The 19,533-nt window shown below is 63.5% G+C and carries 18 protein-coding genes; 10 read left to right on the top strand and 8 right to left on the bottom strand.

The window, feature by feature from the left end; all coding sequences use genetic code 11:
• Positions 1 to 2 precede the first annotated feature (2 nt).
• The gene (locus tag WDS16_RS07130; protein ID WP_338891583.1) at positions 3 to 1,715 is read left to right on the top strand and encodes a cytochrome bc complex cytochrome b subunit; all 1,713 of its coding nucleotides are present in this window, start codon (positions 3 to 5) and stop codon (positions 1,713 to 1,715) included.
• 291 nt (positions 1,716 to 2,006) lie between these two features.
• A complete protein-coding gene (locus WDS16_RS07125; RefSeq protein WP_338891581.1) occupies positions 2,007 to 2,273 on the top strand; it encodes a helix-turn-helix transcriptional regulator in 267 nt (88 codons plus the stop codon).
• 92 nt (positions 2,274 to 2,365) lie between these two features.
• Here the strand turns inward: WDS16_RS07125 and WDS16_RS07120 are convergent, their stop codons facing one another.
• Together WDS16_RS07120 and WDS16_RS07115 are read right to left on the bottom strand one after the other, a co-directional pair.
• A complete protein-coding gene (locus WDS16_RS07120) occupies positions 2,366 to 2,782 on the bottom strand; it encodes a cytochrome c oxidase subunit 4 (protein WP_338891579.1) in 417 nt (138 codons plus the stop codon).
• A gap of 18 nt (positions 2,783 to 2,800) precedes the next feature.
• On the bottom strand, positions 2,801 to 3,880 hold the full coding sequence (locus tag WDS16_RS07115) for a cytochrome c oxidase subunit II (protein WP_338893276.1): 1,080 nt from the start codon (positions 3,878 to 3,880) through the stop codon (positions 2,801 to 2,803).
• Positions 3,881 to 4,104: 224 nt separating this feature from the next.
• Between WDS16_RS07115 and asnB the strand changes: the two genes are divergently transcribed.
• Positions 4,105 to 6,030 (top strand): asparagine synthase (glutamine-hydrolyzing), encoded by a 1,926-nt coding sequence (gene asnB / locus WDS16_RS07110; RefSeq protein ID WP_338893275.1) that lies wholly within the window; start codon positions 4,105 to 4,107, stop codon positions 6,028 to 6,030.
• Between the two features lie 91 nt (positions 6,031 to 6,121).
• Here asnB and WDS16_RS07105 read toward each other — a convergent pair whose 3' ends face one another.
• From WDS16_RS07105 to WDS16_RS07095, 3 genes are all read right to left on the bottom strand, one after another.
• Positions 6,122 to 7,096, bottom strand: a complete 975-nt coding sequence (locus WDS16_RS07105) for a carbohydrate kinase family protein (protein WP_338891577.1) — start codon at positions 7,094 to 7,096, stop codon at positions 6,122 to 6,124.
• Positions 7,097 to 7,278: 182 nt separating this feature from the next.
• Positions 7,279 to 7,629 (bottom strand): HesB/IscA family protein, encoded by a 351-nt coding sequence (locus tag WDS16_RS07100; protein ID WP_019665976.1) that lies wholly within the window; start codon positions 7,627 to 7,629, stop codon positions 7,279 to 7,281.
• A 107-nt stretch (positions 7,630 to 7,736) separates the two neighbouring features.
• Positions 7,737 to 8,798, bottom strand: coding sequence for a glycerate kinase (locus tag WDS16_RS07095; protein ID WP_338891569.1), 1,062 nt, complete (start codon positions 8,796 to 8,798; stop codon positions 7,737 to 7,739).
• A 111-nt stretch (positions 8,799 to 8,909) separates the two neighbouring features.
• Between WDS16_RS07095 and WDS16_RS07090 the strand changes: the two genes are divergently transcribed.
• Genes WDS16_RS07090 through WDS16_RS07075 form a run of 4 tightly spaced genes read left to right on the top strand, consistent with a single transcriptional unit; the run spans position 8,910 to position 12,031 of the window.
• The gene (locus tag WDS16_RS07090; RefSeq protein ID WP_338891567.1) at positions 8,910 to 9,566 is read left to right on the top strand and encodes a DUF3043 domain-containing protein; all 657 of its coding nucleotides are present in this window, start codon (positions 8,910 to 8,912) and stop codon (positions 9,564 to 9,566) included.
• A gap of 14 nt (positions 9,567 to 9,580) precedes the next feature.
• Positions 9,581 to 10,165 carry a bifunctional adenosylcobinamide kinase/adenosylcobinamide-phosphate guanylyltransferase gene (gene cobU, locus WDS16_RS07085; protein WP_338891565.1) on the top strand — a complete coding sequence of 195 codons (585 nt, stop codon included), beginning with the start codon at positions 9,581 to 9,583 and terminating at the stop codon, positions 10,163 to 10,165.
• 40 nt (positions 10,166 to 10,205) lie between these two features.
• A complete protein-coding gene (gene cobT, locus WDS16_RS07080) occupies positions 10,206 to 11,267 on the top strand; it encodes a nicotinate-nucleotide--dimethylbenzimidazole phosphoribosyltransferase (RefSeq protein ID WP_338893274.1) in 1,062 nt (353 codons plus the stop codon).
• Positions 11,268 to 11,269: 2 nt separating this feature from the next.
• Positions 11,270 to 12,031 carry an adenosylcobinamide-GDP ribazoletransferase gene (locus WDS16_RS07075; protein ID WP_338891563.1) on the top strand — a complete coding sequence of 254 codons (762 nt, stop codon included), beginning with the start codon at positions 11,270 to 11,272 and terminating at the stop codon, positions 12,029 to 12,031.
• A 5-nt stretch (positions 12,032 to 12,036) separates the two neighbouring features.
• On the opposite strand, the gene WDS16_RS07070 is transcribed toward WDS16_RS07075, so the two are convergent.
• Positions 12,037 to 13,140 carry a branched-chain amino acid aminotransferase gene (locus WDS16_RS07070; RefSeq protein WP_338891561.1) on the bottom strand — a complete coding sequence of 368 codons (1,104 nt, stop codon included), beginning with the start codon at positions 13,138 to 13,140 and terminating at the stop codon, positions 12,037 to 12,039.
• A gap of 33 nt (positions 13,141 to 13,173) precedes the next feature.
• Entirely contained in the window at positions 13,174 to 14,274 is a 1,101-nt protein-coding gene (gcvT, locus tag WDS16_RS07065; protein ID WP_338891559.1) for a glycine cleavage system aminomethyltransferase GcvT, read from the bottom strand.
• A gap of 97 nt (positions 14,275 to 14,371) precedes the next feature.
• Between gcvT and WDS16_RS07060 the strand changes: the two genes are divergently transcribed.
• The gene (locus WDS16_RS07060) at positions 14,372 to 15,886 is read left to right on the top strand and encodes a leucyl aminopeptidase (RefSeq protein ID WP_338891557.1); all 1,515 of its coding nucleotides are present in this window, start codon (positions 14,372 to 14,374) and stop codon (positions 15,884 to 15,886) included.
• 116 nt (positions 15,887 to 16,002) lie between these two features.
• Here the strand turns inward: WDS16_RS07060 and WDS16_RS07055 are convergent, their stop codons facing one another.
• A complete protein-coding gene (locus tag WDS16_RS07055; protein ID WP_068381032.1) occupies positions 16,003 to 16,332 on the bottom strand; it encodes an oxidoreductase in 330 nt (109 codons plus the stop codon).
• 395 nt (positions 16,333 to 16,727) lie between these two features.
• Here WDS16_RS07055 and sucB point away from each other — a divergent pair, with 395 nt between their 5' ends.
• Positions 16,728 to 18,488 carry a 2-oxoglutarate dehydrogenase, E2 component, dihydrolipoamide succinyltransferase gene (gene sucB / locus WDS16_RS07050; RefSeq protein WP_338891555.1) on the top strand — a complete coding sequence of 587 codons (1,761 nt, stop codon included), beginning with the start codon at positions 16,728 to 16,730 and terminating at the stop codon, positions 18,486 to 18,488.
• Between the two features lie 149 nt (positions 18,489 to 18,637).
• Positions 18,638 to 19,528, top strand: a complete 891-nt coding sequence (locus WDS16_RS07045) for a TIGR01777 family oxidoreductase (protein WP_338891553.1) — start codon at positions 18,638 to 18,640, stop codon at positions 19,526 to 19,528.
• Positions 19,529 to 19,533: the final 5 nt, after the last annotated feature.

The raw sequence follows: 19,533 nt of genomic DNA, 5'->3' as shown, positions 1-19,533 counted from the left end.
TCATGAGTCCCTCACTCCAGACCCTGGCTGCCAAGCAGGCAAATGACGTCGACAGCCGGTATCACCTGGCACCGGGTCTACGTCGCCAGATCAACAAGGTCTTCCCGACGCACTGGTCCTTCCTCCTGGGCGAGATCGCGCTGTACAGCTTTGTCATCCTGCTCATCTCGGGTGTGTTTCTGACGCTGTTCTTCGACCCTTCGCTCAGTGAAGTCGAGTACAACGGCATCTACGAACCACTCCGCGGCGTCGCGATGTCCCGTGCGTACGAGACCACTTTGAATATCTCGTTCGAGGTGCGCGGCGGCCTGTTCATGCGTCAGATTCACCACTGGGCAGCATTGATGTTCGCGTGTTCGATCATCGTGCACATGCTGCGCATCTTCTTCACCGGTGCGTTCCGTCGCCCGCGTGAGGCCAACTGGGTCATCGGCTGCCTGCTGCTGATCCTGGCGATGTTCGAGGGCTTCTTCGGTTACACGCTTCCCGACGACCTCCTTTCCGGAACCGGTCTTCGAGCCGCATTCTCGGGCATCACGATGAGTATCCCGATCATCGGAACGTGGATGCACTGGTTGATCTTCGACGGTGACTTCCCTGGCACGATCATCATTCCGCGCCTGTACGTAGCGCACGTGCTCCTACTGCCCGCCATCATCCTTGCGCTGATCGCGGCTCACCTTGCGCTCGTCTGGTACCAGAAGCACACGCAGTTCCCCGGACCGGGCCGCACCGAGCAGAACGTCGTCGGCGTACGAATCCTGCCGGTGTTCGCGGTCAAGTCCGGCGCATTCTTCGCCGTGACGTTCGGCATCCTGGCTCTGATGGGTGGTCTGTTGCAGATCAACCCGGTCTGGAACTTGGGTCCGTACAACCCTGCACAGGTTTCTGCGGGCTCGCAGCCGGACTTCTACATGATGTGGACAGACGGTCTTGCCCGACTCTGGCCGGCGTGGGACATCTACATCGGAACCCGATACACGATCCCCTCTGTGTTCGCCGTCGCCCTGATCATGGGGCTGGTCTTCACCGTGATGATTGCGTATCCATGGATCGAGAAGCGGCTGACCGGCGATACCGCCCACCACAACCTGCTTCAGCGTCCGCGTGACGTCCCGGTCCGCACCGCAATCGGCGCAATGGTATTGGCGTTCTACATCGTGCTGACGCTGTCCTGCATCAACGACATCATCGCGTACAAGCTCGATATTTCACTGAACGCGATGACCTGGATCGGTCGCATCGGAATGTTGGTCCTGCCTCCGATCGCGTACTTCGTGGCCTACCGCTTCTGCATCGGCCTGCAGCGCAGCGACCGCGCGGTCCTCGATCACGGAATCGAAACCGGCATCATCAAGCGTCTGCCGCACGGTCAGTACGTGGAGATCCACCAGCCGCTCGGACCAGTCGACGACCATGGGCACCCGATCCCGCTCGACTACCAGGGCGCTGTCGTCCCGAAGAAGATGAGCAAGCTCGGTTCGGCCGGAAAGCCCGGTTCGGGATCACTGTTCCGCCCGGACCCAGTAGCGGAAAGCAAGGCCCTGGAGGAAGCAGACCACCACGGTGAGATCGAACAGCTGACCATGCTGAAGAACTACCAAGCCTCGATCTACGGCAATGGGTCGAACGGCCACTCGAAGGGCACTGGCCACTCGAACGGCACCGGCTCCGACAGCTCCCCTGCACGGCAGGACAGCGACAGCGAGCACTGAGTAACTGACATACGAAAAGGGCGGCACCTCTGCAGGTGCCGCCCTTTTCGTATGTCCCCTTCCCACCCGTCGAACTGTGCCCGCCGTGCCCCACTCCCCCACCGACGGAGTCCTCAGGCCATCACAGTGTCAGTACACAAGGCGTCGATGTCACAGACACACAAGGCCATCGACACAGAAGGCGCCCAGGATCGACAAGGACATCCGAACGACTCGCTCCCGACTCATAGGTATCGGCCACCACGTGCTCGACCCGAATACTCATTCTGGCGCAGTATTACTATTGGTCCCATGGTGCGAATCCCCCTCGGCCCCGAGGAATTGTCCCGAGGTCTACGGCTAGGCGAACTCCTCAGGTCGACTCGAGGGCATCGGACGATGAGCGACGTGGCAACCGAGGCCGGGATTTCCGTCGAGACTCTGCGAAAGATCGAGAGCGGCAGAATCCCCACTCCGGCGTTCTTCACCGTCGCTGCGCTGTGTAGAACACTGGACCTATCGTTGGACGACGTCGCAGAGGCAACGGCGCGCAAGCCCGATCGAGCTGATGCTTCCTGAACGTAGACGAGCTCCTACCGACAAACGAAGAGAGCGCCGATCTCCCCTGAGGGAATCGGCGCTCTCTTCGTTGGAGCTGGTGAGCTACTGAATCAGTGCTTCTCGGGTCCGAGGTGGTACTCGAACACCAGGCCTGCAGCCGCCGCAAGAATCAGAACAACACCGAACGCGATGAGCCACCACAGGAAGAACGCGAACCCGATGGCTGCGACCGATGCAGCACCTGCGAGAAGGATAGGCCAGAAACTCCCCGGGCTGAAGAAGCCCAGATCCCCTGCCCCGTCACTGATCTCTGCATCGTCGAAGTCTTCCGGACGCGTATCGAGGCGACGAGCCACGAAGCGGAAGTACGTGCCGATGATGAGGGTCAGGCCGACCGACAGTGCGATGGCCGTGACGCCTGCCCATTCCACACCGGTGCGCGAGAATCCGGTGAACAGGGCGTAGACGATCCCGACGAGAAGAAAGAAGACAGTCAGGACCTCGAAGATCTTGGCTTCGATTTTCATTTCAGCATTCTTCCTGGGTCAGTTGCCGTCGGCGACGGATTCGGACTTCTGCGTGCGATCCGTGGTGAACGGGTGGGTGCTGGTGGCAAGCGGCGACTGGCCGATCGCTTCCAACGCCTGGGCGTTGGTCAGACCCTCGCCCCCATCGGATTCTGGCTTACGAAGATCGATGTACTCCTGGAAGTCCTCCGGGGATACCGCACGAACTTCGAAGTTCATCATCGCGTGGTACGTGCCGCACATTTCGGTGCAGCGACCGACGAAAGCGCCTTCTCGTTCGATCTCGGAAATCTGGAAGACGTTGTCCGAGTGGTTTTCTTTCGGGTTGGGCAGAACATCGCGCTTGAACAAGAATTCGGGAACCCAGAAACCGTGAATGACGTCCGAGGACGCGAGCACGAATTCGATGCGCTTGCCGGTCGGAAGCACGAGCACCGGGATTTCGTTGCTGGTTCCGACTGTCTCGATCTTGTTGTAGTGCAGGTAGGACAGGTCCTGCGGGCTGACACCGTGGATTGCTCCGGGAACGAACTCGCCGTCCTCGCTGCCCTCTGCCTCGCCCCCTGGAGGCGTTGCAGCAACTTCGGCGGCGGCCTGAGCCTCGAGGTCGGTGCCCTCGTACTTTCCTTCGCCGTCCTTCAGATCAACCGTCTGGTACCCGAACTTCCAGTTCCACTGGTACGCCGTCACATCGACGGTGACGTCCGGGTTCGGCTCCTTCTCGTCGACGTAGTTCTGAACTACGACCGTGAAGTAGAAGAGCACGGCGATGATGACGAATGGGACTGCCGTGTAGAAGAGTTCCAAGGGAACGTTGTACGCAGTCTGCCGCGGGAACTCCGGCGAGTCCTTCTTCTTACGGTGGAAGATGACCACCCAGAAGATCAGTGCCCACACGATGATGCCCATGACCAGGGCCGCCACCACGGACCACGTCCACAATTCGCGAATCGACCTACCCTGGGGAGTAATGCCCGACGGGAAGCCGAAGCGAAGGACATCATTGTCGATGGAACAGCCGGACAGCAGCAACGCGGCTACGCCGAGAAATACTGCAAGCCCAGCTCGCCGAAGGATCCGACTCTGCGCCACGTTCACGCCTTCCTGATCGCTCACCACTGAAGAATGAGGGCCATGCGGTTGCCCTAGTACTACGCAGCGTAGACCAAAGCCGCCGCAACACCACTGTCGGGTCGCCTGCGTTTCGTCGACCGTGTCTGCGGCATACTCGATACTTTCCGTGCCGCCACGGCGTGACCTACGCGTGCTCCATGCAACACGGCGGCACCATCTCCCAATCGCGAAACGAGGTAGTAGACGCTGTGTGTGGACTACTGGGTGTTCTGACGTCGACCGGTACCGACGCTGCGGGAGTCGACCTCGTCTCTTCCGCCATGCATTGCATGCGCCACCGCGGGCCTGACGAACCGGGTACCTGGCACGACGACGACGTGATCTACGGCTTCAATCGCCTGTCCATCATCGACATCGAGCACTCCCATCAGCCACTCCGCTGGGGTCCACCGGAGAACCCGACACGGTATGCGCTCACGTTCAACGGCGAAATCTACAACTACCTCGAACTTCGTGCGGAGCTGAGCCGCGAGCACGGGGCCGAGTTCCTCACCGAGGGTGACGGTGAGCCGATCGTCGCTGCATTCCACTACTGGGGTACCGACGCCGTGCGTCGACTCCGCGGGATGTTCGCCTTCGCCATCTGGGACACCGACACACGTGAACTGTTCGTCGCACGCGACCCGTTCGGCATCAAGCCGCTGTTCATCGCCACCGGACCGGGAGGCACTGCGTTCGGCAGCGAGAAGAAGAGTCTGCTCGAACTGACAGGCCTCATCGGCATCGGGACCGATCTCGACCCGCGGGCAACCGAGCACTACACGGTGCTGCAGTACGTTCCCGAGCCCGAGACACTCCACCGCGACATCAGAAGAGTGGAGTCGGGGTGCTACGCGACTCTCTCCCCCGGCACGGCGCCGAAGGTCACGCGGTACTTCACACCGAGGTTTGCTGTCGAGCCGTTCGCACCACGATCGGAGGCTTCCCGCTATCAGGAGATCGCGGAGGCGCTCGAGGACTCGGTGGCCAAGCACATGCGCGCCGACGTGACGGTCGGGTCGTTTCTGTCCGGCGGGATCGACTCGACTGCCATCGCGGCTCTGGCGATGCGGCACAACCCGAACCTGATCACGTTCACGACCGGGTTCGAGCGAGAGGGCTACTCGGAGGTCGACGTCGCCGCGGAGTCCGCCGCGGCCATCGGCGCGCGGCATGTCGTCAAGGTCGTCGGCCCCGAAGAGTTCGCGGCATCGATCCCCGAAATCGTCTGGTACCTGGATGATCCCGTAGCCGACCCTGCCCTGGTCCCGCTGTACTTCGTTGCCAAGGAGGCCCGCAAGCACGTCAAGGTCGTACTGTCCGGCGAGGGCGCCGACGAGCTCTTCGGTGGATATACGATCTACCGGGAACCGTTGTCACTCAAGCCTTTCGAGTACCTACCGAAGAGCGTTCGCCGGGCCGCAGGCGCACTCAGCGAGAAGATACCCGACGGGACCCGCGGCAAGAGCTTGCTCCACCGAGGCTCGATGACCCTCGAAGAGCGCTACTACGGCAACGCCCGTAGCTTCGGGGACGCCCAGCTGAGAGCAGTGTTGCGAGACTTCAGGCCCGAGTGGACACACACGGACGTGACGGCACCTATCTACGCCCAGTCCGAGGGCTGGGATCCCGTCGCTCGGATGCAGCACCTCGATCTGTTCACCTGGCTACGCGGCGACATTCTCGTCAAGGCGGACAAGATCACGATGGCAAACTCACTGGAACTGCGTGTTCCGTTCCTCGACTCCGAGGTCTTCGCCGTTGCGGAGAAGTTGCCACTGGAGCAGAAGATCACGAAGGACACCACCAAGTACGCATTGCGAAAGTCGCTCGAGGGAATTGTTCCGGGCCACGTTCTGCACCGTGCGAAGCTCGGATTCCCGGTGCCCCTACGCCACTGGCTACGCGGCACAGAACTCTTCGACTGGGCACACCTGCAGATTGCCGAGTCGGAGACCGATCACATCCTGAACAAGGCAGCGATCACCGCAATGCTCAACGAGCACCGCGAAGGCAAATCGGACCACAGCCGACGGTTGTGGACGGTTCTGATCTTCATGGTGTGGCACGGCATTTTCGTCGAGAAGCGCATCGTGCCGCAGATTGCCGAACCGACCTATCCGGTCGATCTCTGACGATCTGAGCGTGCACTGAAAGCGGAGCGTGCACTGAAAGCGGAACGGGCCACGGCGATGCCGTGGCCCGTTCCTACGTTCAGCGGATAGGTCACGCAGGTAGCAGCGCGCCGATCTCTTCGGCTGCAGTCGAACCGTACGCGGCGCCAAGACGCTTCAGCGCATCATCGCGGTTGAACGTCCATTCCTGGGTTCCGGTCGTCTCGAGCACCAACACCGCAACGAGCGAGCCGAGTTGCGCTGCGCGCTCGACCGACGCTCCGGCGAGGTGCGCGACGAGGAAACCCGCACGGAAGCCGTCGCCGACGCCCGTTGGATCGACCTTGCTGTTTTCCGGTACGACGGCGGTGTGGGTGCGTGTGCCGTCGGCGGTGACGATCTCGACGCCCGACTTTCCGAGAGTTCTGACCCGAACGCCGACCTTCGCTGCGATCTCGGCCTCGGAGAGCCCTGTCTTCTGGCGGAGCAGACCCCATTCGTACTCGTTCGTGAAGAGGTAGGCCGCGCCTTCGATGAGTTCCGTTGCCTGCTCACCGCTCAGCCGCGCCAACTGCTGTGACGGGTCGGCCGCGAACGGGATCCCAGCGGCACGACACTGTTCGGTGTGGGCGAGCATGGCGTCGGGATCGTTCGCACCGACCAAGACCAGTTCCAGAGGATCTTTCGACGTCAGCTCCCCGATCGAGATTTCCCGAGCCTCGCTCATCGCGCCTGGGTAGAACGATGCGATCTGCGCCATGTCCTCGTCGGTTGTGCAGACGAATCGTGCGGTATGGGCCGTGCTCGACACGCGAACACCGCTGCAATCGACGCCGTTGGCCTCCAACCACGAGCGGTACTCGGAGAAGTCCGATCCGACGGCTCCGACCAGAAGTGGCGATCCGCCGAGCACGCCTAGTGCGTAGGCGATGTTTCCGCCGACTCCGCCCTTGCGAATCACGAGATCGTCGACGAGAAAGCTCAACGAAATGTTCGACAGCTGATCTGCTACCAGCTGGTCGGCGAACTTGCCCGGAAATCGCATGAGGTGATCGGTGGCGATCGAACCCGATACCGCGAGAGTCACGTACTTGAGCCTTTCGGATTTTGTCGGCTGTGCAGCAAAACGGTGCGCGCATGGTCTGGCAAAGAACTCATCCTACTGCGCGGTACCCCACCCGCAGTGCCGCCAAGCATATCGAGGTAGACACAACTCTGACCGGTATCCGCAAACGCGGATACCGGTCAGAGTTGGCTGTTGCTACAACCTCAGTTGAACGAATCACCGCAGGCACACGAGCCTGTGGCGTTCGGGTTGTCGATCGTGAATCCCTGCTTCTCGATGGTGTCCACGAAATCGATGGATGCACCTTCTACGTACGGAGCGCTCATCCGGTCGACTGCCAGTGTGACTCCGTTGAAGTCCACTGCGAGGTCGCCGTCGAGGCTACGGTCGTCGAAGAAGAGCTGGTAACGCAAGCCAGCGCAGCCACCGGGCTGAACAGCGATGCGCAGCGCGAGGTCGTCGCGGCCTTCTTGATCCAGCAGCGCCTTGGCCTTCGACGACGCAGCTTCTGTCATCGTGACCTTGTGCGTGATGGTCTCGTTCGAGACGGTCATGGGCTCTCCCTGTCAGTCGTACCAAACCCGTGAACGTCTCAACCGTACTCCGCATGTGGATATTCCTCACTGTCCACCTGCCGGCCATCGACGCCACCTGCCGGCAATCAAGGTCGGATTGCGGAATATTCCTCTGCAGCGTGCTTCGCAAGCAATTCCAGTTGGTGTTCGGCGTCGGACATCGACTTCTCCACCGAACCGGCGAATTCCGTGACCGAATACGCCCGCACGATTCCGGTGGACTCCAACTGCGACGGGTCGAGTTGCACCTGACCAGCAATGACTATCGTCTCGACGCCCGAACCGGCACCGGCCTCAGCGAGTCGCGTGACGAGCTTGCCACGCAGCGATTGACTGTCGAACTTCCCTTCGCCGGTGAGGACCAGGTCCACCGACGACAGCACTGCAGGCTGGTCGGTGACCTCCGCCACTACGGACGCACCGGATTCACTGCGTCCACCCAGGGCGAAGAGCGCCGCGCCGATCCCGCCTGCTGCACCGGCTCCGGGCATCTCAGCGACGTTCTTGCCGCACTGAATCTCCAGGACGGTGGCCCAGTCCCGGTTGAGATCCTCGAGCATCTCGACCAGGTTCGAATCAGCGCCTTTCTGCGGACCGAACACGTGCGCCGCACCACCCTCGCCAAGGAGGGGGTTCTCGACATCCGTCGCAGCAACCAAGTCGATGTGCTGGAGACTCTGCGCGGCCATCGCCAGACCGCCCAGCGCTCGGATCATGCCACGGCCACCGTCGGTACAGCTGCTTCCGCCTAGTCCGACGTAGATCCTGTCGACTCCGTCCACCGCCAGCGCTACCGCGATCAACTGGCCGACGCCGTAGCTCGACGACTTCAGCGCAGTCTGCGTCGTCGGCGGCCCGCCGAGAAGGCTCAGTCCACACGCTCCCGCCGCTTCGATGTAGGCAGTGGAGCCGTCGAGAAGCCAGCGGGCTCGGACTGCGTCACCCAATGGCCCGTCGACGTCCAGAACCTGAATCGTGCCCAGCCGCGTGGAAAGGACATCCACGAATCCGGGACCACCGTCCGACTGGGGCGCGATGACGAGCTCGTCCGACGAACGGGCCTGTCGCCAACCCCGACCGATCGCATCGGCAGCCTCGGTGGCCGTCAAAGTGTCGCCGAACGAATCGGGCGCAACCATCACTCGCATCGTCGAAAGTGTAGGGCGCACGCCTCCGGTCGGCATGTCCACACGATCGGAGGGACCTGCTCCGACGTGGCCGGTGTTCGAGTTCGCGCTGCCATCCCATAACCTGGTCGGGTGAAGTTGCTACGCCGCGGAAACTCTGACGATTCGGACGGAGACGATTCGAAGTCGGTCGAGTCGTCCACCACGAACCAGCCCTCGTCCACCGAGGCCGTCGGCAAGGGTCGGCCCACGCCCAAGCGCCGTGAGTCCGAGGCCCGACGGCGTGGCCCAGTTGCGCCGCCGCCGATGACGGGCAAGGAAGCCCGCGAGCGACGAAAGGCCAACAAGGGGTCCAAGACGGACCGTAAGCAGGCCTCCGCCGAACGTCGAGCTGCGTCGGCCGACCGCCGCGCGCGCATGCTCGCGGGCGAAGACAAGTATCTTCTCCCCCGCGACAAGGGCCCAGTCCGCGCGTTCGCACGTGATCTCGTCGATGCTCGACGCAACCTCGTCGGCTTGTTCATGCCGTTGGCGCTGCTGTTGATCTTCGCTCTGTTCCTCAGTCCTGCAGTGCAGGCATTCGTCACGCTCGCGATGTTCGTCATGATGCTGTTCATGGTCATCGAGGGCATCTTCATCGGCCGGCAGATCAACAATCGCGTCCGCGAGCGGTTCCCGGACACGGCCGACGGTGGCTTCAAACTCGGTTGGTACGCGTTCGTGCGTGCTTCGCAGTTGCGCAAGATGCGTGCACCGAAGCCCCGCGTCGACCGCGGTGCCGCGGTCTGACATCGTTCGCATCCGTGACACTGCCGCTACGCACACTCGTTCTCGGCGGCACACGGTCGGGTAAATCGGCGTTCGCCGAAGCGCTCGTCGATGGCTCGCATCCAGTCCGATACGTCGCAACCGGCAGACTCGACCCAACTGATGCAGATTGGGTCGAGCGCATCGACGCCCACCGGCGGCGCAGGCCGTCGCACTGGACCACCGTCGAGAGTCCGGCAAACCTGGCGCAGGCCCTGTCGGCTGAAATCGGTGGCGCCACCATCGTCGACGACGTCGGGACGTGGCTCACCGGCGCACTCGATGATCGGCAGGCCTGGGATCTGCCCCGCGGCACGATCACACCCGCCACCGATGCGCTGGTGCAGGCGGTCGCACACTGCACGACCCCGGTGGTGCTGGTCAGTCCGGAAGTCGGGTGGGGCGTGGTTCCAGCTACCCGGTCGGGCCGGTTGTTCCAGGACGAGATGGGCACCCTCAATCGACAATTGGCGACAGTGTGCGACTCGGTCGTCCTCGTGGTTGCGGGTCTGCCACTGACGTTGAAGACGCCGACGTTGCACGCACCGACAACAGTGCCCGACACCGATGGTCCATCATGATGAAAGGTCCTCAGTGACAGCCGCTTCGGAACCGTCCGAGATTTCGACGCCCCTTCGTCCGGTGCCTCCGCCGTCCGCGGACGCGCGGATACAGGCCGCGACGCGCCAACTGTCGCTGACCAAGCCCGCCGGAAGCCTGGGTCGCCTCGAAGCGCTCGGTGAGTGGGTCGCCGCGTGCCAGGACCGGTGTCCACCCGCGCCGCTCTCCCGACCGCGCGTTGTCGTGTTCGCGGGCGACCACGGCGTCTCGGCGCATGGAGTGTCGGCGTACCCAGCAGAGGTCACCGCACAGATGGTTGCCAACTTCGTTGCAGGCGGCGCAGCCGTCAACGCGTTGGCCCAGGCGTCGGGGGCGTCGGTCCGCGTCGTCGATATCTCTGTTCAGGTGGACACCGATCCGTCGGTGAGCAGCCACAAGATCAGGCAGTCGAGCGGTTCGATCGACCGTGAAGATGCGCTCACCCAGGCCGAGGTGATTGCCGCGATCGACGCCGGTCGGGCCATTGCCGACGAGGAAGTGGACGGCGGTGCCGACCTGTTGATCGCAGGCGACATGGGCATCGGAAACACTACACCGGCGACTGCCTTGATCGCCGCTCTCACCGATACCGAGCCTGTCGCGGCGGTAGGTCGCGGCACCGGTGTCGACGATGCCGGGTGGATCCGCAAGACCGCGGCGATCCGCGACGCGATGCGACGCGCGCGTCCTGTCGTCAAAGATCCCATCGCGCTTCTCCGGGTCGCCGGAGGTGCTGACATTGCCGCAATGGCAGGTTTTCTCGCGCAGGCGGCACACCGTCGGACACCGGTCGTCCTGGACGGTCTCGTCGTGACGGCTGCAGCGCTCGTGGCCGAGGAATCAGCTCGGGGCGCGCGCGAGTGGTGGGTGGCGGGCCACCGGTCGACGGAGCCAGCTCACTCGATCGCCCTGCGTCACTTACGAATCGAGCCACTTCTCGAGCTGGACATGCGTCTAGGCGAGGGATCGGGTGCAGTGGTTGCGCTGAACCTTGTACACGCTGCGATCGCTACGCTGACCGGAATGTCGACCTTCGCCGACGCCGGAGTCAGCACCGAGACCACAGCGACGTCGGCGCACTGACCGTGCGCGCAGCGCTCGTCGGTCCACGGTTGGCCTTGTCGTGGCTCACCGTCCTGCCTGTCCGCGGTCCGCATTCGATCGGCAGGGACGAGAGCCGACAAGCGATTGCGTGGACTCCGGCAGTCGGCGCGTTGCTGGGTTCCGTATCGGCAATCCTGCTGTGGTTGTTCGACTTCGCGTCGTTGCCGAGCCTCGTCGCCGGTCTCGTGACAGTCGCTTGTCTCGCGCTTCTCACCCGAGGGATGCATGTCGATGGGCTCGCCGACACCGCTGACGGGCTCGGTTGTTACGGTCCGCCGGAACGCGCCCGGGAGGTGATGCAGTCCGGCAGCGCTGGCCCGTTCGGCGTCGCGACGGTCGCACTGGTACTCGCGATCCAAGCGGCCGGCCTCGGCCAACTGGCCCACGAGAGCGCTTGGGTGTCAGTGCTTCTCGCTATCGTGGTCGGACGCGTAGCGGTGGTCCTCGCGTGCCGTCGCGGCATTCCCCCGGCGACGACGACCGGCTTCGGAGCGCTGGTTGCCGATTCGCAATCACGGGTCGTCGTCGCAGCCTGGACACTGGTGACTCTGGCCGTATCAGTCCTAGCGGTACAGGAACGATGGTGGCAGGGTCCGGTAGTGACGGTCGTGGCTCTGAGCGCTGCAGCGCTCGGTATCCGACATTGCGTCCGACGCTTCGGCGGTGTCAACGGTGACGTGCTGGGCGCAACAGTCGAAGTGACCACGACCATCACCGTCGTCGGACTTCTGCTCGGCGGGTAGGCCGGTCAGCCGAGCTTGGTCATCCAACCATGAGTATCGGCGAACGTACCGCGCTGAATACCGGTGAGCGTGTCACGCAGGGCGAGGGTGATCTCTCCGGGTTCTCCGTCGGCGATGGCGAACTCGCCGTCCGCGGACTTCACTCGTCCGACGGGGGTGATGACCGCAGCGGTCCCGCACGCGAACACCTCGGTGATCTCGCCCGACTCTGCACCCTTCTGCCACTCCTCCGTCGAAATCCGACGCTCCTCGACGGGAATGCCGGCATCCGTCGCCAGTGCCAGCAGCGAATCCCGAGTGATCCCGGGGAGCAACGACCCGGACAACGAAGGCGTGACGAGGCGCGCATCCGATCCTGAACCGAGGACGAAGAACAGGTTCATGCCACCCATCTCCTCGACGTAACGACGTTCGATGGCGTCGAGCCAGACAACCTGATCGCACCCCTCGTCGCTGGCTTGCGCCTGTGCGAGTAGAGATGCTGCGTAGTTTCCGGCGAACTTCGCCGCACCGGTACCGCCAGGGGCTGCACGCACGTACTCGGTCGAGAGCCAGACGCTGACCGGCTTGACGCCGCGCGGGAAGTAGGCACCGGCAGGCGACGCGATGAGCATGTAGCGGTAGTCGTCGGCCGGGCGAACTCCCAGCCCTGCTTCGGTGGAGAACATGAACGGCCGTAGGTACAGCGCATCCTCGCCGCCCGCCTCGGGAACCCATTGGTGGTCGACTGCGAGCAGCTGTTCGATCGAAGCAACGAAGAGCTCCTGTGGGAGCTCCGGCATTGCCAGTCGCCGTGCCGACGACTGGAACCGCTCCGCGTTGGAACGAACCCGGAACGACGCGAACTCGCCGCCCGGCTGCCTATAGACCTTCAGACCTTCGAAGATGGCTTGGCCGTAGTGCAGAACCATTGCCGCAGGATCGAGCTGGATCGGACCGTACGGTGCGACCGTCGGGTCGTACCACCCCTTGTCCGAGGTGTAATCGATGATCACCATGTGATCGGTGAAGTACTTCCCGAACCCAGGCGCAGCCAATACGGCGTCCCTGGCCTCTGACGGAGCCGGGGACGGATGCTGCACGCGGGCGAATTCGGGGAGGCCAGTCATGGGGCGAATCTTATCCAACCCGGTCGGGCTCGCTCACTTGGTGTTCACCGACACGAACGGTGGCGCGACTATCTCGCACTTCAGCGCACGCCCGCGAACGTTCACCGCCACGATGTCTCCCGGCGAAATACCTGCGCTCGAATCGACGAGCGCGAGGGCTATTCCAAGTCCCAGCGAGGGCGAGAACGTCCCCGACGTGGTGATACCGATTTCAGCGCCGTCGCGCTCGACGGTTTGTCCCTGGCGGAGAACTCCGCGGTCTAAGGCCTTGATGCCCCGCAGTATCCGAGTGGGCCCTGCTTCCTTCTCGGCAACAAGAGCGTCCTTGCCCCAGAACCGCTCCTTCTTCCAGCCGACTGCCCAGCCGCATCGAGCCTGAAGTGGGGAGATGTCGAGCGACAGTTCATGACCGTGCAGGGGATACCCCATTTCGGTACGCAATGTGTCACGTGCACCGAGGCCGGCGACTTGTCCGTCTGCAGCCCGTACTGCGTCGACTAGGGCACGAAAGAGCGCCTCGGCGTCGGACCAGGCGGGGATCAACTCGTAGCCGTGCTCTCCGGTGTAACCGGTGCGACACACACGTACGGGAACTTCACCCCACCGCGCGTCCTCGAACGCCATGTACTCCATGTCGACGGGCAGTCCGAGTTGTTCCACGATCGCCCGCGAACCCGGCCCCTGCACCGCCAGCACACCGAAATCTCGATGCTGGTCCACCACTGTGATGCCCTCCGGCGCCTCGGCAGCCAGCGCGGCAACCACTGCCGCCGTGTTCGCAGCATTGGGCACGAGGAACACCTCGTCCGGGCTGACGAAGTACGCGATCAGATCGTCGACGACTCCTCCGGATTCGGTGCAGCACAACGTGTACTGCGCCTTGCCGGGCCCGACCCTACCGAGATCGTTCGTGAGAGTGGAGTTGACGAAATCCGCTGCGCCCGGTCCGCTGACGAGTGCCTTGCCGAGATGGCTGACGTCGAAAACACCGACGGACTGTCGTACGGCCTTGTGTTCGGCCACCACCCCGGCATACGACACCGGCATCTCCCAGCCGCCGAACGGAGCGAACGTAGCCCCAAGCTCGACGTGGACGGCGTGTACGGGACCGCGGAGAAGTTCGGCTTCGCTCATGGACGCCAACGCTAGCGGACCACGCCCGCCCGGTACCGATCACTACGATCGAACCCGACCCACACGTTTCGATTCCAATCCTCTAGGAGCAACACTCGTGCCCTCGACTTCATCGCGCACCCTCGGACCCGAATTGGTGCTGGCCGGCCGCATCGGCAAGGACGTCGACGTTCTCGTCGTTGCGCTCAGCACCAGCGAGGACGGACTCGAACTCGTCGTCACCGACGACATCACCGACGCTGACGCCTCTGCCCTGCTCGACTCGTTCGAGGCCGTCGGAGCGACCGGCAAGGCCGACGAACTCACCCGAATCCCGGCTCCGGCATCCCTCGGGGTCACAAGCGTCCTCGCTGTCGGTTTGGGCAAGTCCGCCTCGATCGACACCGAGCGAATCCGTCGTTCCGCAGGCACCGCAGCCCGGTCCCTCGCCGGAACGGAGACTGCCGCGACGACACTCGGTTCCCTCGATCTCGGTGCAGCCGCCGAAGGCTTCTTTCTCGGTGCGTACACGTTCACCGAATTCAAGTCCGCTCTGTCCGCGCCGGGTCCCGACGCCGGTCCGCTCCGCCGTGTCGAGCTCTTGGTCCCCAGCACCAGGGCGCGCGAACCGAAAGCAGAACTCGCTCGATCGATCGCCGTCGCGGAATCCGTGGCCATCGCGCGCGATTTCGTCAACACTCCACCGAGCCACCTGTACCCCGAAGAGTTCGCCGCTCGCGCAAAGCAGCTGGGCATCGATGCCGGATTGAGCGTCCAGATCCTCGACGACAAGGCTCTGGAGAAGGGCGGCTACGGCGGAATTCACGGTGTCGGAAAGGGCTCGTCGAGGCTCCCTCGGTTGGTGCGATTGACTCATTCCGGTGGCAAGCGGGAGTCCAAGAAGGTCGCGCTCGTCGGCAAGGGAATCACCTTCGACACCGGCGGCATCTCCATCAAGCCTGCGGCGGGAATGGAGAACATGACCTCCGACATGGCGGGCGCAGCGGCCGTCATCGCGACGGTGATCCTGGCTGCCAAGGTCGGGCTGGAACTCGACGTCGTCGCCACCGTCCCTATGGCCGAGAACATGCCGTCCGGCACTGCCCAGCGCCCCGGCGACGTGCTGACCCAGTACGGCGGAATCACCGTCGAGGTCATCAATACCGACGCCGAGGGCCGCCTCGTACTTGCCGACGCGATCGTCCGCGCATGCGAAGACAACCCCGACTACCTCATCGACACGGCAACCCTGACCGGCGCGCAGGTGGTGGCTCTGGGCAATCGAACCCCAGGCGTCATGGGCACCGACGACTTCCGAGATCGCGTTGCCGAGCTCTCCCAGGCAGTCGGTGAAAGCGGCTGGGCGATGCCGCTGCCGAGCGAGATTCGCAGCGAGCTCGATTCGAAGGTCGCCGATCTGGCGAATGTCACCAATGGCCGCGCGGGCGGCATGTTGGCGGCAGCGTTGTTCCTGAAGGAGTTCGTCGCCGACGGCGTCGAATGGGCACACATCGACGTCGCCGGACCGGCGTACAACACCGCAGGACCGTTCGGCTACATCGGCAAGGGCGGCACGGGCGTGCCGGTGCGGACGATGTTCGCGGTGCTCGAAGACATCGTGGAGAACGGCTAGACGCTCCGCGTCAGCAACACAAGACGCTCCGCGTCAGTGGCACGGTTGAGTGCACTGGAGTGCACTCAACCGTGCCACTGCGGCGGAGCCGCTATTCGGACACTGCGGCGGAGCCGTTATTCGGCCGCACGACGTTTGAGGATCTTCTGGCGAGCGTCGTAGTCGCGCATTCGCTGCGGGTAGCGCGTCTTTCGGACGTCGTAGACGGGAATCTTCAGGTCGGGACCGAGTTTTCTCAGGTCCCGTTCGTCGACGGCGCGCCGAGTCCACTCACCGTCGTTCGCAACGAGAACCACTGTGACAGGGGTCACTGTGGTCTTCGGTTCGACGTATGCCTCGACCCCGATCCGTGCCACTGTCCAGTCGGCGAGATACTGCGCCGTCGACCCCTCTTTGGCACGTCTACCTTTGCCACCGCGTCGTGCGAAGCGATCGAACAACCCCACTGCGCTCACTCCTGTCATCGATGCGTCTCACTGACTTCGCTGTTCGCGCACCCCGTGTTACTCACCAGTTTGCCAGCGGCGTCAGCGCCCTCGGGGAACGCGCTCACCCGCGGGATGGAAGGATGACGGTAGAGGGTTCAACTCTCTCGTTGTCGAGAACGATTGCCGACCATGAAAGAAGGGCGCCGACGTGCCAGCTGGATTCAGCCGACCATCGTCGAGCGCTCGTATTTCCGCACGCGGTTCGGACGCCCGACCCCGGACGTCCGCAGCGCTGATGGCCGCAATTAACGCAAGTATCGTCCGCGAACCCAGCAACGCCAGCACAATGGTCTACGACCACAAGTCGTAAGAACTGAATTTACCCGCATACAACTGTCGAGGAGTCAACAGACATGGCCTTCTCCGTCCAGATGCCAGCTCTTGGTGAGAGTGTCACCGAGGGAACTGTCACGAGGTGGCTCAAGCAGGAGGGCGACACCGTCGAGGTCGACGAACCGTTGCTCGAAGTATCGACGGACAAGGTCGATACCGAAATCCCTTCCCCCGCTGCTGGCGTTCTGACGAAGATCGTGGCTCAGGAAGACGACACCGTCGAAATCGGTGGGGAACTCGGCCAGATCGGTGAAGCAGGCGAAGCATCTGCACCCGCCGCCGAGGAAGCCCCCGCCGAGGAAGAACCGAGCACCGAGGAAGAGCCGGTCCCGGCGGCCGAGCCTGAGCCGCAGGCCGAAGAGGAAGCACCGAAGCAGGAAGCGCCGGCTGCGAAGTCGGACTCCAGCGGTTCCGGAACACCGGTCACGATGCCGGAACTGGGCGAGTCGGTCACCGAGGGAACTGTCACCCGCTGGCTCAAGGCAGTCGGCGACGAGGTCGCAGTCGACGAGCCTCTGCTCGAGGTCTCCACCGACAAGGTCGACACGGAGATTCCGTCGCCTGTCGCCGGCACGCTCCTCGAGATCACTGCCGAGGAAGACGACACCGTCGAGATCGGCGGCCAGCTGGCCGTGATCGGGTCCGGTGCTCCCGCCGAAAAGGCACCGGAGCCCGAAAAGGCACCCGAGCCCGAGAAGCCCGCTCCCGAGCCCGAGAAGCCCGCTCCCGCACCTGAACCCAAGGAAGCACCGAAGGCCGAAAAGCCCAAGGAATCACCGAAGGCAGAAGCACCGAAGGCAGCTCCCAAGCAGGAAGCTCCCAAGGCTCCGTCGGGCGACGCGACCCCGTACGTCACCCCCCTCGTCCGCAAGCTCGCCGCGGACAACGACGTCGATCTGTCGACGGTCAAGGGAACCGGCGTCGGTGGACGCGTTCGGAAGCAGGACGTACTCGCCGCCGCCGAGGCCAAGAAGGCTCCGGCAGCAGCTCCGGCCGCTCCCGCAGCGGCAGCTCCCGCAGCTTCTGCGTCTGCCGGTGTACGGCCGGAACTCGCGCACCTGCGTGGTACGACCCAGAAGATCAACCGCATTCGTCAGATCACCGCGAAGAAGACCCGTGAGTCGCTGCAGACGTCTGCACAGCTCACGCAGACCTTCGAGGTCGACGTCACCACGATCGCGGCATTGCGTACAAAGGCGAAGTCGACGTTCGCCAAGAACGAGGGCGTCAACCTGACGTACTTGCCGTTCTTCGCAAAAGCGGTGGTGGAGGCCCTCAAGGCGCACCCGAACGTCAACGCGAGCATCGACGAGGACAAGAAGGAGATCACCTACCACGCCGACGTCCACCTCGGTATCGCCGTGGACACGGAACAAGGGCTGCTCTCCCCTGTCATCCACAACGCAGGCGACCTGTCGCTCGCCGGACTGGCTCGCGCGATCGCCGACATCGCGTCACGTGCGCGAACCGGTGGGCTCAAGCCCGACGAACTGTCCGGTGGCACCTTCACCATCACCAACATCGGCAGCCAGGGCGCACTGTTCGACACCCCGATCCTGGTTCCGCCGCAGGCGGCAATGCTGGGAACGGGTGCAATCGTCAAGCGCCCGGTCGTGGTCAAGGATTCCGCAGGCAACGAGTCCATCGGCGTTCGATCGATGGTCTACCTGCCGCTCACCTACGACCACCGTCTCGTCGACGGCGCGGACGCGGGCCGCTTCCTCACCACCATCAAGCAGCGACTGGAAGAAGCGTCGTTCGAAGCGGATCTGGGTATCTGAAAAGGCACGCAGTCGGCGTCGTCTGTATCGTGAAGTCAGAGCCGAAAGCTTGATCGGTCCCCGAACGTACGGGGAGTAACACACAGTCGGGGCACCATTCGCATCGCGGGTGGTGCCCCGTAAGTGTCGAGGAGGGGCGTCAAGAAGTCATGCGCGTCGTGATTGCAGGTTCTTCAGGGTTGATCGGTACCTCGCTCGTAGCGTCGCTGCGAGGCAAGGGCCATGAGGTGTCGAGGCTCGTACGCCGTGCGCCGGCGGGCCCCGACGAATTCCGATGGGATCCACCGAACGGCAGCATCGACGAAAAAGCGTTGCGCTCGGCCGATGCTGTGGTGAACCTGTGCGGAGTCGGAATCGGTGACAAACGATGGTCGGGTGCGTACAAGCAGCAGGTTCGCGACAGCCGCATCACTCCGACCGAGGTACTGGCCGACGCATGTGTGAAGTTCGGCGTTCCGACGCTCGTCAACGCCAGCGGCGTCAACTTCTACGGGGACACCGGTGACCGAGTCGTCGACGAATCGGACGGCGTCGGTGCAGGTTTCCTCGCTGAGGTGTGCCGCGATTGGGAAGGTGCGACGACGGCGGCGAGCGAGGCTGGAGTGCGCACAGTTCTATTGCGCAGCGGCGTCGTGTTGTCTCGTCGCGGCGGAATGATGGACAAGCTGCGCCCGCTGTACCTGCTGTGTCTCGGGGGCCGCCTCGGGAGTGGGCGTCAGTACTTCCCGTGGATCTCACTCGACGACGAGATCGGCGCGATAGTCCACGGGTTGGAAAACGACACCGTGCGCGGTCCCGTGAACATGGTGGGTCCGGCTCCGGTCACCTACGCACAGTTCAACAGTGCATTCGCTCGTGCAATCAAACGTCCTGCACCGTGGGTCGTACCTGGATTCGCTCTCAAGTTGGTCATCGGTGAGTTCGCCGAAGAAGCGGTTCTGACCGGGCCACGGGCGATACCCAAGGTCTTGGAAGACACCGGCTTCGCGTTCACGCATCACACCGTCGGTGAGGCACTGCGGGCGGTAGTCGGGAACTGACGTTG

It is taken from the genome of Rhodococcus sovatensis (assembly GCF_037327425.1).
GTDB lineage: Bacteria > Actinomycetota > Actinomycetes > Mycobacteriales > Mycobacteriaceae > Rhodococcoides > Rhodococcoides sovatense.
The sequence above is the reverse complement of the archived record's forward strand: the minus strand, read 5'-3'. Positions and strand labels throughout refer to the sequence as shown.

Excerpts from the sequence above, each read along its gene's own strand:
- WDS16_RS07130 (WP_338891583.1), top strand. The coding sequence starts at position 3 with ATGAGTCCCTCACTCCAGACCCTGGCTGCCAAGCAGGCAAATGACGTC.
- WDS16_RS07125 (WP_338891581.1), top strand. The coding sequence starts at position 2,007 with ATGGTGCGAATCCCCCTCGGCCCCGAGGAATTGTCCCGAGGTCTACGG.
- WDS16_RS07120 (WP_338891579.1), bottom strand. The coding sequence starts at position 2,782 with ATGAAAATCGAAGCCAAGATCTTCGAGGTCCTGACTGTCTTCTTTCTT.
- WDS16_RS07100 (WP_019665976.1), bottom strand. The coding sequence starts at position 7,629 with ATGACCGTCTCGAACGAGACCATCACGCACAAGGTCACGATGACAGAA.
- WDS16_RS07095 (WP_338891569.1), bottom strand. The coding sequence starts at position 8,798 with ATGCGAGTGATGGTTGCGCCCGATTCGTTCGGCGACACTTTGACGGCC.
- WDS16_RS07070 (WP_338891561.1), bottom strand. The coding sequence starts at position 13,140 with ATGACTGGCCTCCCCGAATTCGCCCGCGTGCAGCATCCGTCCCCGGCT.
- gcvT (WP_338891559.1), bottom strand. The coding sequence starts at position 14,274 with ATGAGCGAAGCCGAACTTCTCCGCGGTCCCGTACACGCCGTCCACGTC.
- sucB (WP_338891555.1), top strand. The coding sequence starts at position 16,728 with ATGGCCTTCTCCGTCCAGATGCCAGCTCTTGGTGAGAGTGTCACCGAG.
- WDS16_RS07045 (WP_338891553.1), top strand. The coding sequence starts at position 18,638 with ATGCGCGTCGTGATTGCAGGTTCTTCAGGGTTGATCGGTACCTCGCTC.